Raw genomic sequence first — 15,566 nt, 5'->3', positions numbered from 1 at the left:
GGAGATCGTGACCATAGACCTGGACTCGAAATTCTATGGCCTTGAAGGCAAGGGGAACAGAGGCATCCCCAACGATATTGCCGTGAAGATCCTCGACGGGATATCCGGCGAGATCGACAAGGGGAAATACCAGATACAATTCGACGGCGCCGGCGCCATTGAGGGCGGGACGATTGTATTATCGAGTAAGAAGCAGTCAATAAGCATAGAGACCGATCCCATCGTCGGGTCGGTAATCATAAAGTAGCGATGATACAGAGACCACGCTTCACCATTTTGAATAACCGTTTGGGGGACCATGGGGCTCTCGATCCCTTTGCTGCGAGGCGTAATTCCCGGGCAGGCTTCACCCTCCTCGAGGTCCTCGTTTCCATTGCCCTCCTGGCTACAGCTGTGGCCCTTATCTTCCAGCTCTTCTCTGCAGATCTGAGGGCGATCGCTGCGTCAGAGGATTACCTTTCTGCCAGCCTTAAGGCCAATGCTGCGATGAGAGAGGTCCTCGCTGATGAGAAACTCACTGAGAAATCATCGACCGACAGGACAAAGGATGGTTACAGAATTGACGTCTCGGTCTCGGAGGCGATGAAAGAGAGGACAGAGAACCTGCAGGTAAAGCTGCTCGAGATCGTCGTGACAGTCACCTGGGCCAAGGGGACACAGGAAAGGGCGATAACCTTGCGGACGCTGAAAACCGTTGAGAAAAAGATATGAGGCTGTGATGCGGAACTACAAATGCGATCGGCAGAGGGGCTTTACGCTCCTTGAACTGATCGTCTCCATTGCCATCATCGGGGTGATCATCCTCATTGTCGCCGCCGCTATGAGGCTCGGATTCAGGTCTGTGGACACCGGAGAGAAACGGATAGAGTCTCTTGAAAGGATGAGGTCATCCATGAATATTATCGACTACCAGATCCAGTCTGAGATTCCCCTCACCTTTGATGACGACGGCATCAAGAAATATACCTTCACGGGTACGAAGGACTCCCTCCAATTCTCGACGAACTACTCCATCTGGGGGGGGAAGAAGGGCTATGTGACCGTCACCTATACGGTGGAGACCGACGCGAACGGGAAGAAGGTCTTGGCGGTGTCAGAGAATATCGTCGGACTGGCGGGCGGCGCAGCGACAACCCTTCTGACCCCTCATGACGATATCTCCTTCGACTACTTCTACAAAGAGCCTACTGACGAGACAGGGAAATGGACAGACAAATGGACAGATACGAACAGCATCCCCGAGAGTATCCGTCTCAACCTTACTGACGGAAGGAAAGAACTCGGGGTGATCATCCCTATGAGGACAAGAGGGACCCTCACGCCAACGCTGACAGGGTCTCAGCCCCTGCCGGTGGCGAGATAACATGCATGAAAGGACAGAAAGGGGCATAGCCCTTCTCCTTGTATTATGGGTCATGACGGTCCTCATGGTCATCGTCCTTTCATTCTCATTCATAACACGGACCGAGACCCAAGCGACCGTATCGTTCAAGGAAGGGATACAGAAGAGATTTATTGCCGAGGCGGGAATCGAGCGGGGCATCGCTGAGACCTTTTACCGGAGGGTTAACAAGGGCCAGCCCCAGGGACTGCTCGAGGGGATGGAGGTCTGGAAAACGGACGGGACACCCTATTCCGACAACTTCGGTGACGGATACTACACGGTCAGCATCATGGACGAGTCAGGGAAGTTCAACATAAACACAATGAATGATGCAAATGCTATAATATTAAAACAACTTCTGACAAATCTCGGGGTGGGCGACGAAGACGTGGACACGATTGTGGATTCCATACTCGACTGGAAAGACGCTGACGATCTGCGCAGGCTGAACGGCGCTGAGAGCGATTACTACATGTCTCTTCCGAACCCCTACAAGGCAAAAAATGCAAACTTCGACACCCTGGAAGAACTCTTGCTCGTGAAGGGAGTTACACCCCAGATCCTTTATGGAGACGGTGAGAAGAAGGGCTTGATCGAGTTCATCACCATCAGTCCCGGCACCGGGGACAAGATCAATGTCAATGCAGCTTCGAAGGAGCTTATGGCGGCGGTCCCCGGGATGACGCCTGAGCTTGCCGACGCGATCATAGCCATGCGACAGGACAAGGAGATCATGGGTGTCAACGAGATCCCGGGGTTCCCTCAGCAGAGTCAGTTGTATCTCTTGCCCGTTATTTCGAATTCCTTCAGCATTGAGGCAGTTGGGTATAAGGGAACAGAGAAGACGGGGCATCCCATCAAAGCGACAATATTCATCGAGAGCAATAACAAATTCAGTTATCTCTCTTACAAGAGCCCGGCAAAGGTGGCCCATGAGTGAGGCATTATCGATCAAGAAACTCTCGTTGCTTGCCTCCGGTTCAACGGCAAGATTGAAGGGAATGGGGAAGCCTCTCTGGCGGCTCCTCACCTTCAGCCCTGCCCATGACGCAATCTCAGCCAAGAAGAGCGTCTGTGTTGCTGTCGAAAGGGCAGAGGTCTCTGTTTCCTATGGCTCACGGTCTTTCTCCCGGTTAAAACTGAACGGGTATAAGAGGCAATCTTTTGACGGGACGGGATTCCCGCAAACCGAGGAGCTTGCATCTTCGGCTGCACTTGCCGTCAGTGACTTGAGGGCAACGAAGGCAGAAATAACGCTCAGCATACCTAAGGCATGGGCAATCATCAGGACTGCAGAGATGCCCTCTGTTGTGAGAGATACCCTCCCTGAGGTGGTCTCGTACGAACTGGACCGTCTGACTCCTTTTGCAGCTGAAGAGGCCTACTATGACTTCGGGATACTGAAGGAAACTGACGGCAAACTCACCCTGTTGATCATAGCGGCAAAGGCCGACCTGATAAACCCCTATCTAAACGCCTTGAAAGAAAAGGGACTGACTGTCAGCAGGTTGATAGTCAATCTTTCCGGAATGGGGGCCCTTCTGCACTATGGAGAGCAGAAGAGGGATCTGATTTTCATTGAGGTTCGCGCGGACGGCTACGAAGGGGCGCTCTTTTCAGAGGGGGCATTGACGGAAGTGATGACTGACAGTTTTGCGGGGGCCGACGAAAAGTCGAAGGTTGATGTCGTCGTAAGCGAAATCGAGACCTTAACCAATGCAGCGAAACAGCAAGGAAGAGACCCCCGTGTCATTCTTCTCCTCAGAGATAAGAGCCCTTCATTGAAGGAATTGCTGAAACTCCATGCGTCTTTGCCGATCACGCTCCTCGATGAGACTGCCCTGAAGATCCCGGGGTCACAGAGAGATATCCCCTACGCCTCTCTCGGAGGGATGGTCGACTCACTGTGGCCGAAATCGAGGGGATTGAATCTCTTCTCCATGGGACGTCATGAGAGATCGAAGGCGCCCGTAGGATTTACGATTATCCTTCTCATCACAGTCATCGCCCTCTTGATCGCCTATATGGTAACTCCCTTCCAGATTGAAGGTAAGAGGCTCGAAGATATTGACCGTCAGATCAGCATGAAGAAAGATGAGGCAAGGAAGGTTGAGAACCTGAAAAAAGAGATCGACGCCCTTAACACCGATATCTCGACGATAGCGGCCTTCAAGGAGAGCAGGCCGATGGCATTGAATATCCTCAAGGAGCTTACAACGGTCCTTCCGAAGACGTCATGGCTCACGCGGGTCAGGATCACCGAGACAAACGTTGAAATTGAGGGATACGCAGGTTCGGCAACAGAACTCCTGCCGAAGCTCGAGGCATCGCCTTTCTTCAAGAAGGCCGAGTTTGCATCTCCGACCTTCAGGGACGCAAGGATGAACTCCGATAGATTTATCATCAAGATGGAGATCGAAGGCATCAAAAAGGCCGAGGGGACAACCGTAAAAAATGGAAAGAAATAGGTCTCTTAAGTTCGCCATACCTGTTATGGCCCTGCTTCTCGGACTTGTCATATACCAGTACGGATACGTGCTGGTCCGGACTGAAATGGGCTCGATAAAGGACAGCGAGGCGATAAAGATAAGGACCCTTGAAAAATACACCGCCCTTATAGCGGAAAAACCCCAGCTAGAGAAGAAACTTGCCTCGCTGAAAGATACGAGGGCTGCTGATGATTCGAAACTCATAGAGGGCCAAACCCTGTCGCTCGCTGCTGCGTCCCTGCAGGACGGAGTAAGAGGCATCGTCATGGGCCGGGGGGGGACGATATCGAGCGAGCGTGTCGGCAAGCCCGAGGACCTCGGAAAATTCAAGATCGTGAGCGTCAGCGTAGACATTGTTCTTCCCGATCCGAGGGCCCTGAGCGACATCCTTTACTCCATCGAGACACGGACGCCATACCTCGTTGTGAAAGAGGTTGACTCGAGGGTAAGGAACTACCGGGAACCGAAGGAACTTACCGTAAAGTTAGACGTTGCGGCGCTGACGGCGGGGAAATGATATGCGCCTTTTGCACATTCTAACGAGAAATCTGACTGTCCTCAATATTGTCCTCATGATCGTCGTCATCACGTGCGCCGGCTATATTGTTCCACCCTTGTTCAACATGAACGTCAGATATACGGCTCAACCGGCAAAGAAGTCTGAGACGGCAAAAGAGGAAACCCATCCTCAGAGTCAGGCCCCTTCACCGCAGGATTACGTGATCATAGGAGAGCAGAACCTCTTCCACCCGGATAGAAAGATACCTGTGGACAAGCCCCCGGTGCAGCCCCTTCCGACGCCGGAATTCGTGCTTTACGGAACGTTGATAACAAGCGACACTGTCGTGGCTTATATGGAAGACAAGAAAGCGCCTCAGACGACTGCCGGACGGGGCAAGCGCCAGATATCCCTGAAGAAGGGTGACACCTTGAGCGGCTTCACCCTGAAGGAGATCGAGGCGACGAAGGTTGTTATGGTGAGGGGAGAGGAAACCATGACGGTGCAACTGAACGAGTCGATGAAACCGAAGACAAGGGAAGGCTCTCCTGCTGCTCCCGGCGCCCCTCAGCAGCCTGGGACAGTTCCAGGACAGCCGCAACAACAACCTTTCCCTCCAGCGGCACAGGCGCCTCCTCAGGTCCAACCCCAGCCTGCTCCACAGCCGAGACAACCTGTTGCACAACCGGCACAACCCATTGCTCAGCCGGCTCAGCCTGTTGCACAACCAGGACAGCCTGCATCATCGGAAGACGCACGGAAGACGTTCCTCGACTTCTTTAGACGAGGAAGATAATATTACTCCGGCAGTTGAATATATAAAACGTATTGCAGTTTGTCATTCCGGCTTGTCCGGAATCTCTCTTCGTTTTCAGGAGAGTTCCCGACGCACTTCGCTTGCAGGAATGAGGGCTTTTAGAGTATCTACTTGCCGCAGTAATAATACGTAACCATGATCGGGGGGATATCTATCCCCCTGTGAAAGCACTATTCTTAAATACTTCCAATTACATACCAATTCACTCCGTCGTTTGAACCCCAGAGCTGATGATAGTAGTAGTCGGCAAAGAGATAGGCATATCCATAGGGAACAGAATCAGGCACGCCGTACGGATCGAGTACAACGGCAAAGGCGGTGTTATCGACATTGTTGAAGGTTGCAACAGCATGACTGTACCCATCGATGCTTGCTGCGCTGAATACTAACATGAAATCCCCAGTGGCTGGAGAATCGGCTTCAAATGTGGTTGCCTCAGTGTTCGAAGAAATCAAGACCGCAATCGAAAAAATTGCGAAAAGTATCAAAGCGAGCTTTTTCATTTCTTTGATCTCCTTTCATAGATACATGAATATTGTACCCTACCCCTTTCTCTCCCTTGCGTGTCTCTTACATAAACATATGCGATAAGCTTCATCACCTCCTTCTCGACGCAACTCTTTTACACAGCTTGATCTTATCAGGAAATCATGAAGACGCTATGAATCCTCATCAGGGCTGGTTTTGCTGCAGCATGGCTTTGACATTCTCGGGCAGCCGGTATTTACGGACTTCCGAAAGATAATACCTGGTCTTTTCAGGATCGCCCTTTATGTAGTATGCCCGTGCCCTGCTGAGGGGTACCATATAGTCCGGCGCTTTGCGCTCCACGGCCTTCTTATAGGAATCATCCGCCTCCTTCTCCCTTCCGAGGATCGTAAGGATCGCTCCCATAGTCAGATAGGGCTGATAAAAGGGCGGGGACTTTGAGATTGCCCTCTGGGCATAAAGAAGCGCCTCTTCAGGCCTAGCCTTCTTTGTGATAAGCATGAGATCGGCCTTGTCGGAAAGGGCGAGGATATTGTTAGGTTCGAGAGACAATGCCCGATCAATGTATTCAAGGGCTGAAGCAATATTTCTCTTGCCGAGATACGCCATGCCGATGCCGTAATAGGCAGATGCAAAACTCTGGTCCTGCGCGATCACCTTGTTATAGTTCTCGATCGCAGCGTCCCACATCCCCTTTTCTCTGTACGCGTCACCCTTAAGCTCATGCACAACAACTCTGTCGACGCCTGATGTTTCAGGCAAGACCTTGTTGTAATTCTCCAGGGCCTCATCAAGTCTGCCACTGAGGGCCTTGTAAAAACCTTCGAGGATCCTGAGGTTGTAAGAATCGATCTGTGCCTTTGCTGAATCAATAAGCTTCCTCGCCTCCGCGAGGTTTTTTTCGAATAAATAGGCCATCCCCAGCCGGAAAACGGCAGCATTGAAAGAAGAGAGCCACCTGTTTTCGATGCTTGTCCTGACAGCCTCGTTATAATACTTCTTGGCTTTCGCAAAGTCAGGGACCTTCAGGTATGCATTCCCTACAGCCATCATGGCCCTGACATTTGAGGGGGCTTTTCTGAGACTGTCCTGCCACAAACTCAGCGAGTCTTTCCAGACCGTGTTTCTTGAGAACGTCAGGGATCCAAGGATCATGGCCAGAACGACCATCATCGTCCATAGTGTCTTGTCGCTAAACGTCTTCTTCCACGATACGAATATCTGCCCGAAGATCCCAATAAACAGCCCCGACACCGGGAGGTAGTTCCTGTGCTCGAAATAGAGGTCAGAACCGAGGGCAACAAAACTCTCGAGTGAGAGTGCGATGAGATACCAGAGGACCCCGAAGGAGAGCAAGGGATAACGCTTCATTCGCACTATTGCAAGAATCGTAAGCGCCATCAGCAAGATCATTGACGCTACCGTGGTTATCGGCTCTGTCAACCCCTTCGATACAGGGAACCCCCACCAGTCAAAGACAAAGAATTGGGGAAGGGGGAAAAGAATCAAAGCGATATACCTCGAGATGACCCTGAACTCCGTAAGGATATGCTGGATGGGTGTCCAATAAACATCGACAGCCATCCATCCCGTTTCCTTAAGGGGCTGATTCGGATTCATGAGAAACCCGATTATTTGGCCGACGGTGAAGTGAAACTTCATGAAGTACGAACTCAGTCCGATGGCCACTCCCCCTATACCACAGATAATGGCAAATCTCTTTAAGAAAACCTTGCGGTCAAAGTTCGAGAGGAAAATATAATCGTAGAGCATAATGAGAGGCACAGCCATGACAGCGTTCTCCTTTGACAGAATGCCGGAGACGATCATGAATCCGCTCAGGGCATACAACAGAAGAGCAACCCCTGTTCTCCTCGATAGCGTCGCCCAAAGATAGCAGAGGAGCGAGAGGAGCACAAAGAGCGCTGCAAGGGAGGCTGCCCTCTGGACGATGTAGGAGACGGCATTGATATTGATCGGATGGAGGGCAAAAACGATACTGCTGAGTGCGGCAACAGAGAAAGCGAGCCTCCCCTGTAAAGAGTCGCCTCCGTTACCCTCACCTCTCTCCGTTCCTTTTAGTGTCTCGCCACGTACCCTGAGGCTGAGCAGTATTGTCTTGTAGGCGAGCACATACAGAAAAAGGGCATTGAGGAAATGGATGAAGATGTTGAAGAGTCTCAGATTGGCGGGGGTAAAAGGTGCGACATAGTGATTCAGGAGGAACGTTATATAGGTGACCTTCCTGAAGCCGACGATGTCATGGATATCGTGAATTCCAAAGGCCCTGTTCACATAGAAATCGTCCATGGCCCAGGTGCCGTTCAGGGAATTTGAATAGGCGATGCAAAGGGAAATGAATACGAGGGCGATTGCAAAAAACCGGTTCTTATTGGATCCTGCCTGACTCGCGTCAGGCGTTATTTTCTTATTCTTTCCCCGACCCATACATTTTATTTCATTGTATCATCTTAAAAAAGGAAAGGGAAAACGAAGGTCACTCACGCTTTGCAGGGGCACCAATTATCAATGAGAAGAGGCAAAGATACTATTTTTTTTGTAAAAGAGGTTCGAGATTCAACTCCACATTGTTTTCTTTCATAGCCTTATCGAGGAATTCCTCTGCGCGTGCCTTCCTGAAATCAGCCAAGAGTTTGTCCTTCACCTTATCTCTCACCTTGTCATAAGGCTCGATGACTGACTCTTTCTTCTCTTCGACTCTTGCGATATGATATCCCAATGGTGTCTCGAAGACATCGCTTACCTCGCCTGGTTTCAGAGAGTATGCAACCTTCTCAAAATCGGGCATCATCTTCCCCTTCGGGAAGAAGCCCAGGTCTCCACCGTTTGTTTTAGAGCCCGGGTCATCTGAGAACTCGGCAGCGAGTTTTGCAAAGTCCTCCCCTGTCTTTATCTTTCTCAAGATATCCTCCGCCTTTGCCTTTGCCTTCTCCTTCATGTCATTGGACGCCGACTTGTCGACATGAATCAAGATGTGCCGCGCCCTCACCATAGCGGGTGTCGTAAACTCTTCCTTGTGGGTCTTATAGTACAATTGCATGTCGTCTTCTGTGACGGTTATCTTCTCCAGGATCTCTTTTTTAAGAAAATCCGATGAGATAAAATCATTGACCAGTAATTCGACCTGTTCCTTCACATCAGGCCGTTTGTCGAATCCCTTTTCTTTGGCAATCTGAGCGATAACCATGCCTTGTACAATCCTCTTAAGGATCACTATCTTGTAAGACGGCTGATGCTCCAAGAGCTTCTGTTTATCTTCATCATAATATCCGACGATCCTCATAAAATCCGCCATGGTGATCGTCTTGTCACCTACCTTGGCGAGGACCGTATCATCCGAGGCGAATGCCTGAGCGCACAGCATAACGAAAAGCACAACGGTTGCTCCGATTACTCTGTTCATAAAAAACCTCCTCGTTTTACAGACTCTTTTTTTGACGTCTCCTCAAAGGTATGAAGAGATTGCTGAGGTGGCGATGCGGACATGATAGCAAATCGTGCCTTCATTTTTCAAATAAAGGATCATGGCGAAGGGCAGACGATTGTGACGTAGAAAGACAAAAAAAGAGGGGCTGAGCGCCCCTCTTTAGTTAATCTCTTTCAACCGCAACTCTTCAGAGGTATAGTTCAGAAAAAAACATCGTCCTTAATATCCCTTCCAGTAAATCGCGTAACTTCCCGCTGTGTTTGAGCGGTTGCAGACAGTGACATAGATTGTCGTGCCCGCGGAGAAGCTCTTTCTAATGCTGACCGTTTCGTTGCTCGATGCTGTCACAACATACCAGGGAGCAGGACTGGGAGGTAGACTATAGCTTCCCACTGCAACACTGCATGACGGCTGTGCCACGTCGCTTACCAGCAGATCCTGATTTGTCTGCCAGTCCATCGTCGTGATATAGACCTGAACCATGCTAACGGCCCTGTTAAGGGTAAAATAAAAATCGTTCTCCCCCGAGGCGGCAATCTGCATACTGACTTTGGGTCCCTCGGCGAGCAGTGTAGCGCCGCCGGTGTTCCCGCCTCCGGACTGATTGACGTTAAAAGATACGGAGTTTGCAGCTTGAGCGGCTAATGAATCCATGACATTGAAACTGACAGTGTATGTGCCGGTCGCTGTCGGGGTACCGCTTATGACACATGGTGAACCGTTTGAACCGCTCGCCGATGCCGTTATCCCCGCAACACCAGACCCTGAGCAGCCATAGATATAGCCAGAGCCGCTGCCACCGGACGCAGACATCGTCACGGACTGACTATATTGAATGCCTTGCGTTGCTGCGGGAAGTGAATTTGGACTGAGGGAAAGTGACAGCGTCCCCGGGTTGCCACCAGCAGGTACCGGGTCCGAGACTGATAAATCGATATTTCCGGCATCATCAACTGTCATTGAACCTGTACGCGTAAAGGGTATTGTCTTTCCATCTCCAAAATGAATGGTCAGGCCCTGTGCCATCGCATTTGCCGCAAAAGCGGCCACCATCACTACCGAAAGCAGAATCATTTTTGCTTTCATCTTTTCCTCCTTCATGCGAGATGCTTCGTTCTGATAAGTAACCCTCTCTATATTAAGTGAATCCTTAATCATAATTCAAGCTGTAACGTAATTGTGAAATAAACATAATAAAAATAACAGAGCAAGTTCCATGCGAGATACTAACGGAGACTTGTGATGCGGTCAATACGGAACAACACATTGATTTTAACTCTGAATCAACGTTTCCCCTCCAAATGACTAGGGTCTTCCCTCCGAAAAGAGTGCCAAAAACCGGCAGCCAATTAACCTTTTTTGACACTCCATGAAAATCGTTTAGTGAGAGAAAAAAAAGAGAGGTGAGGGAAATATCCCTCACCTCTCTTGTGCGTAACCGTGATATGTTTAAGGTATGAGTGATTTATACGCTGTCGGCACCATATAGCTTACACTACCGCCCACAAGGGCCTGCGTGGTGTAGCCAAGCGCCGGTAACCCATCCGGAGCCGTGGTGCTGTTCGTGAGATCGATATCCACCCAGCCAAGCTGGAAGGAGCCGACACTAACACCGACTTCGAGGGTGCTCGTCCATATCTTGCTGCCGCCAATATTGAGGACATTGACCTCGTTCGGCAGAGTGGACTGACCTGCTGGTGAGAAGTTAAGGATGTTGAGGGAATTCTCCTTGTCGTCACGAGCAACAACGCTAACAGGCGTTGCGTATACGGCGCATTTCTTGTTGGCGCCTGTAGTCGTGTTGTCCGTGAAAGACTTGCATGTGAAGAGATTGCCGGAGCCATTGCCTAAGCCGAGGTCGGTACCACCAGGAATTGTGGCAGAAGCGTGACACGCCCTCCTCGTCGGGAATGTGACGATCACCTCGGTACCAGCGCCGAGACCAGAGATGATGTCAAACGGTGAAATGAGATCCGTCTTCGCCAAGCTGAGCTCCACTCCACAGCCGATAACGTCGACATCAACGAGGCTCACCTCCTGGCCCGGTCCCGGATCAATGACTGGAGCTGCAACAGTGGGATATGCGATAGCCGTTGCATTGTAGCTGTAAGTAGCGAGGGTGCTGAGATTAATGATGGTGTTATTACCCATGAGAACATCAAAAACAGGGGCTGGGGTTCCCTGTGTCGCAGTGGTGCTCTGCCAGTTTGCGCAGTCCACCTCTGTCTTGATGCAATTGCCGGGGACGTTGATACAGTTAGCATTAGCGGTGGTACTGTTCTTGTCATACCCGGGGATCGATGTCAGCCCGAGCACTTCAAAATAGCCCTCCCTGAGGTCGTCGGCGGTAAGGCTTGAACCAGAAGGTATCTGGAACGTCTTACATGACGCCGGTATCTGAGGAGCCGTAACCGTATCCGTATCGAACACCGGGCATATTTCTGCTGTGGAGCCGCTGTCAGTAAGGAATGCGGTCCAGACATCGCCCTTGCTGAGACATACACTGAAGTCAAGAACTTCTTCACTATTCTTGCCTGCCCTGAATACAACCCTCACCTTTGCACCGTCTATTGCGGAGGTATTCACGACGTTGAAGAGGTCAACATTACCTCTTACATTGTAATACCCATAGATAAGGGAGTCCCCGAGCCCGCCCGGGTTCACATACGCCGGAAAAGCCGGCGTCAGGCCATCGATAGCCAGAGCGCTTGATGCAGCGCCGAAGGCGACCAGGATGACCGCGAAAACCATTAATACTGCTTTCTTTGACATTTACCTTCCTCCTTTTTTGATAAAATTCTCCGATTCACTAGACAGAAAAAACACTCTATGTCAAGAACTGCTTATTGCCTCCTGTCCCCATCACCTCCTTTTTCTAGTTTTTTCCGGTAAAGGCTTCTGCATCACCAAGGAACACCTAACGATCAATGAGTGCTCCGACGCTCCATAAACTGCTGCGGAACATGGTACCATATTCCGTCAACCTTTACCCACTTCTCCTTTAATAAAACATCCTGCTCAAGATTCTTCGAAGGCTTCACGACAATCCTGACCCTCAACTTCATATCAACTATAGCAGACTCGTTCTCGATTTTCAAGCCTTCTACCGCGGAATTCGTCCATCCTGCGCGTTCGGTATTAAAGCTCTTGATGTAATTCACGAGACCAACCTTTTTTCTATAGAGAGGATCCTCGTACTCATAGCTCCTATCGAACTCTTCTTTCACTTTATGGTTCCAGTAAGCCGTCACCCGCCCTCTTAAAACCTCTTCATCACTTACGCTTTTTATAGCCTCTTTTTTAGCACATCCGGAAAAAATAATCAAGAAAAAAATAAAGGTAAATGCGACTCTTTCAAAAGTTATATCATGCTTACGCAAGCCACTTCCAACCTGTAAAAAAATATACTAAAAGAGAATCCGTATGTCAAGCCTTTCTGTGGGTCCATACCGCTCATGAACATTGTTTCATATTTCCTGCAAAAGCGCAAACTTCTTAATGAATAGCTAGCAAAAATCAGGCCATACTCTAAGACATGATTCTTTGAGCCTCTTTTCGGGGAAAGCCGCGGGAAACTGTGTTCATTTTAGTATCCGGTGTGTTTTTTTTGAAACACTGCGAACAAAGCGAGTTCTTCGTCATGGCTGGGGGGTACTGTTTTTGGGAGCCTTGCTTCCTGCATCCTTGCCGCCCTGTTCTCTTTCACTTCTTTCGCGTATGAAATCATCTATATCTTTATCCTTGGTCGTGGCCTTATACCTGTCGAGATAATCCGATGTCACTTCCCGCGCCTCTTGCTGGTTCCTTGCAACACGAGGAGTGAGAAGGATGATGAGTTCTGTTCTAGTGTTCACATTACTCTGGTTACCAAAGAGAGCACCGATGATAGGGATCCTGCTCAAAAAGGGAATCCCAGTCTTGTCAGCTGATGTATCTTCCCTTATGAGTCCGCCGATAACGATCGTCTCCTTGTCCTGTGCTACAAGATTCGTTGTCGCCTCTATCTTATTGATAGTGATTTCGGGAAGGCCTCCGACAGTCACGCTCCCCCCTATAGAAGATATCTCTTGTGATATCTCGAGGGCAATCAGCCCGCTGTCATTCACCTGGGGTTTCACCTTGAGGATGATACCTATGTCTTTGTACTGGATCGTAGAAGTGGCGACGACGGCCGTTGTAGTTGTCGTAGTTACACCGCCTACGGTCGTTGCAGTCGGTTGAGCGCTCGTTGATGTAGCGATCGGAATCTGAGATCCCACCTGGATCCTCGCCTCCCGGTTGTCGGATACAAGGATATGAGGCGCTGCCAGGACCTTCGCCTTCGATTGATCTTCTAAGGCACTAATGACGGCCCTGACAGTACCGGTCGGGTCCGTGCCCACAAATGTGAACCCTCCTCCTGAAGGCCGCACTAAATTGCCGGAGGAGTCCACAGATTGACCCGTCGTAACGTCCCCGTTGAGGTTGATCGGGTTTTTGAAGGGTTTCAACCCGCTTATATTGACATCGGTACTGAATGACCACGTCGTTCCGAAACTGAGGTTATCAGTCAGAGTTACCTGGACAATGAGTCCTTCGATGATCACCTGCCTCGGCGCTATATCGATCTTCGTCAGTGTATCAGCCATAAGTGCATAGTCTTCAGGCGTCGCAAGGATTATGATGGAGTTTGTAATCTCGTCGGCGATTATCCTTGTTGACTCTGAGACAAGGGCTTCTCCCGTCGGTTGACCCATAGATACCTGAGGCTGACCGGTTGGAGGCTGAGCCGGCTGTCCCGGTCTCGGTTGTGGTGTTGTCGCCGGTTTGGCTGCACCTGCCGGCGCCTTTGCACCGAGGAATATCTGCTGAAGCAAGGCAGCAACGTCCTTTGCCTTGCCGTTCTGAACAGCGTAAACAAAGACCTGTGGAGTGATCTGCTTCAGCGCTTCGCTGTCGAAGATATCGACGAGCTGGAGTAACCGCCTCACGTTGGCATCGGTGTCGGATATGATGATGTAATTGCTCTTGGGCACGTCGATAATCACCGCATTTTTTGAGAGGAACGGGGTCAGTACCCGCACCATCTCCGAGGACTGGACATACTTCACCGGCACTACCTGAACCAGTGCCTTTCCTGTAATCTGGACCTTTCCCGAATCTCTCCCGACTCCCACGGGAGCAGGCTCCTTCGATATGTCTGCAATAGGAACGATCCTGTAGAGGCCGCCTTCTTCGACAACGCCGATACCGTTCAGCCTCAAAATGACTTCCATGAGAGGCAGAACATCTTCTTTCGCAACGGGCGCTACGGAACGGAAATTGACCCTCCCCTTGACACTGGGGTCCACAATGTAATTCACCTTGAGGACATCGCCAAAGATGGTCTGTATCACCGAGAAAACGTCGGCGTCATCGAAGTTAAAGCTGACTTCGCCCCTCTTAACGGCAGGTCTCGTCGCAACGGGTGGAGCAGGCTGCGGCGCGATTTGCTGCGGCTGAAATTGGGGTTGGACAGGAGCAAGCTGAGAAGCCGGAGCAGGCTGTTGCTGAGGCCGGACCGGCTGTGGTTGAGGCATCGGGAAAGTCGGCTGACCTGCCGGCTGACTCTGAGGCGCCGGTTGAGAAGGTTGCTGGACCGGTCTCGCAGGAGGTTGAGTCAATGGAGCACCTGGCGCAAAGAGGTTGTTCGGCTGCGCCTGGGGCATCGTCGGAGGAACCTGTTCCCCGTAAAGAGGCATGAGCTGGAACGAGAAAAGGAAGGCGCCTGATAATGCAATGCTGATAAGCCCTGCGGCGGTAGGCGTCATGAGGACTCTACGAAGAAACACTATGGACGCTCCTCCTTCATGTCTGCCGTCCAGAAATCATATTCGTCCATAATACCAGATCGGCTTCTAAATAGCAATGAGACGGCAATGGACCCTTCTCTTCCTCATGCCTGAAATCATTTGAGATTTTAGGAAACTTCGTGTATGATTTGGGGTACTCAGTGATCCTTATAACTACAGGGGCGGAGGGCTTTCATGAAATACCAGGTTGGTCAGATAGGCAGGGTTATAGTATCCCGATTTGAGGATAAGGAAGACGTTTTGGGGAACATCATCACGATCGTCAAGAAAGAGAACATACGGGCCGCCGCATTCTATCTCGTCGGAGGGATGCGCGAGGGGAAGATTGTTGTCGGTCCTGAAAACGAAGAGTTGCCTCCCGTCCCTGTCTGGAGGGAACTCGGCGAGAGCCACGAGATAGTCGGCTTCGGCACGGTCTTCTATCAGGGAGAAGAGCCGAAGGTCCATTTTCACGGCGCCTTTGGAAAGAGGGATTCCATAAAAGTGGGGTGTCTGAGAGAAAAGTCAGAAACATTCCTCGTGCTTGAGGCCCTGATTATGGAGATCAACGGCGTAACAGCCGTCAGGGAGTTTGATCCGTTGTCGGGATTAACCCTTCTCAAGCTCTAG

The 15,566-nt window shown here is 50.5% G+C and carries 15 protein-coding genes; 8 read left to right on the top strand and 7 right to left on the bottom strand.

Annotated features, from left to right (window positions below; genetic code table 11):
* The 7 genes from VFG09_15205 to VFG09_15175 form a co-directional block, all read left to right on the top strand.
* Window positions 1-247: hypothetical protein (locus VFG09_15205; protein ID HET6516500.1), on the top strand; the 247-nt coding region annotated here is incomplete at its 5' end.
* A gap of 2 nt (window positions 248-249) precedes the next feature.
* Window positions 250-711: a prepilin-type N-terminal cleavage/methylation domain-containing protein gene (locus tag VFG09_15200; GenBank protein ID HET6516499.1), complete on the top strand. Its 462-nt coding sequence runs from the start codon at window positions 250-252 to the stop codon at window positions 709-711.
* Window positions 712-718: 7 nt separating this feature from the next.
* Entirely contained in the window at window positions 719-1,363 is a 645-nt protein-coding gene (locus tag VFG09_15195; protein HET6516498.1) for a prepilin-type N-terminal cleavage/methylation domain-containing protein, read from the top strand.
* Window position 1,364: 1 nt separating this feature from the next.
* On the top strand, window positions 1,365-2,324 hold the full coding sequence (locus VFG09_15190; GenBank protein ID HET6516497.1) for a helix-hairpin-helix domain-containing protein: 960 nt from the start codon (window positions 1,365-1,367) through the stop codon (window positions 2,322-2,324).
* Complete coding sequence (locus VFG09_15185; protein HET6516496.1) at window positions 2,317-3,852, top strand: PilN domain-containing protein; 1,536 nt, start codon at window positions 2,317-2,319, stop codon at window positions 3,850-3,852. The genes VFG09_15190 and VFG09_15185 overlap by 8 nt, the downstream gene beginning before the upstream one ends.
* The gene (gspM, locus tag VFG09_15180) at window positions 3,839-4,390 is read left to right on the top strand and encodes a type II secretion system protein GspM (GenBank protein HET6516495.1); all 552 of its coding nucleotides are present in this window, start codon (window positions 3,839-3,841) and stop codon (window positions 4,388-4,390) included. Before VFG09_15185 ends, gspM begins: the two co-directional genes overlap by 14 nt.
* Window positions 4,391-4,400: 10 nt before the next feature.
* Complete coding sequence (locus VFG09_15175) at window positions 4,401-5,168, top strand: hypothetical protein (protein HET6516494.1); 768 nt, start codon at window positions 4,401-4,403, stop codon at window positions 5,166-5,168.
* Between the two features lie 197 nt (window positions 5,169-5,365).
* Here the strand turns inward: VFG09_15175 and VFG09_15170 are convergent, their stop codons facing one another.
* The 7 genes from VFG09_15170 to VFG09_15140 form a co-directional block, all read right to left on the bottom strand.
* Window positions 5,366-5,581 carry a hypothetical protein gene (locus VFG09_15170; protein ID HET6516493.1) on the bottom strand — a complete coding sequence of 72 codons (216 nt, stop codon included), beginning with the start codon at window positions 5,579-5,581 and terminating at the stop codon, window positions 5,366-5,368.
* A gap of 280 nt (window positions 5,582-5,861) precedes the next feature.
* Window positions 5,862-8,126 carry a tetratricopeptide repeat protein gene (locus tag VFG09_15165; protein HET6516492.1) on the bottom strand — a complete coding sequence of 755 codons (2,265 nt, stop codon included), beginning with the start codon at window positions 8,124-8,126 and terminating at the stop codon, window positions 5,862-5,864.
* A gap of 100 nt (window positions 8,127-8,226) precedes the next feature.
* Complete coding sequence (locus VFG09_15160; protein HET6516491.1) at window positions 8,227-9,102, bottom strand: peptidylprolyl isomerase; 876 nt, start codon at window positions 9,100-9,102, stop codon at window positions 8,227-8,229.
* A gap of 243 nt (window positions 9,103-9,345) precedes the next feature.
* Entirely contained in the window at window positions 9,346-10,212 is an 867-nt protein-coding gene (locus tag VFG09_15155) for a hypothetical protein (protein HET6516490.1), read from the bottom strand.
* Window positions 10,213-10,575: 363 nt separating this feature from the next.
* Window positions 10,576-11,898 carry a hypothetical protein gene (locus VFG09_15150; protein ID HET6516489.1) on the bottom strand — a complete coding sequence of 441 codons (1,323 nt, stop codon included), beginning with the start codon at window positions 11,896-11,898 and terminating at the stop codon, window positions 10,576-10,578.
* A 152-nt stretch (window positions 11,899-12,050) separates the two neighbouring features.
* Window positions 12,051-12,506, bottom strand: a complete 456-nt coding sequence (locus tag VFG09_15145) for a hypothetical protein (GenBank protein ID HET6516488.1) — start codon at window positions 12,504-12,506, stop codon at window positions 12,051-12,053.
* A gap of 258 nt (window positions 12,507-12,764) precedes the next feature.
* Window positions 12,765-14,936, bottom strand: coding sequence for a secretin N-terminal domain-containing protein (locus VFG09_15140; GenBank protein HET6516487.1), 2,172 nt, complete (start codon window positions 14,934-14,936; stop codon window positions 12,765-12,767).
* A 195-nt stretch (window positions 14,937-15,131) separates the two neighbouring features.
* Between VFG09_15140 and VFG09_15135 the strand changes: the two genes are divergently transcribed.
* Entirely contained in the window at window positions 15,132-15,566 is a 435-nt protein-coding gene (locus VFG09_15135) for a DUF296 domain-containing protein (protein HET6516486.1), read from the top strand.

The sequence above is a fragment of the Thermodesulfovibrionales bacterium genome (assembly GCA_035686305.1).
Taxonomy (GTDB): Bacteria; Nitrospirota; Thermodesulfovibrionia; order Thermodesulfovibrionales; family UBA9159; genus DASRZP01.
The sequence above is the reverse complement of the archived record's forward strand: the minus strand, read 5'-3'. Positions and strand labels throughout refer to the sequence as shown.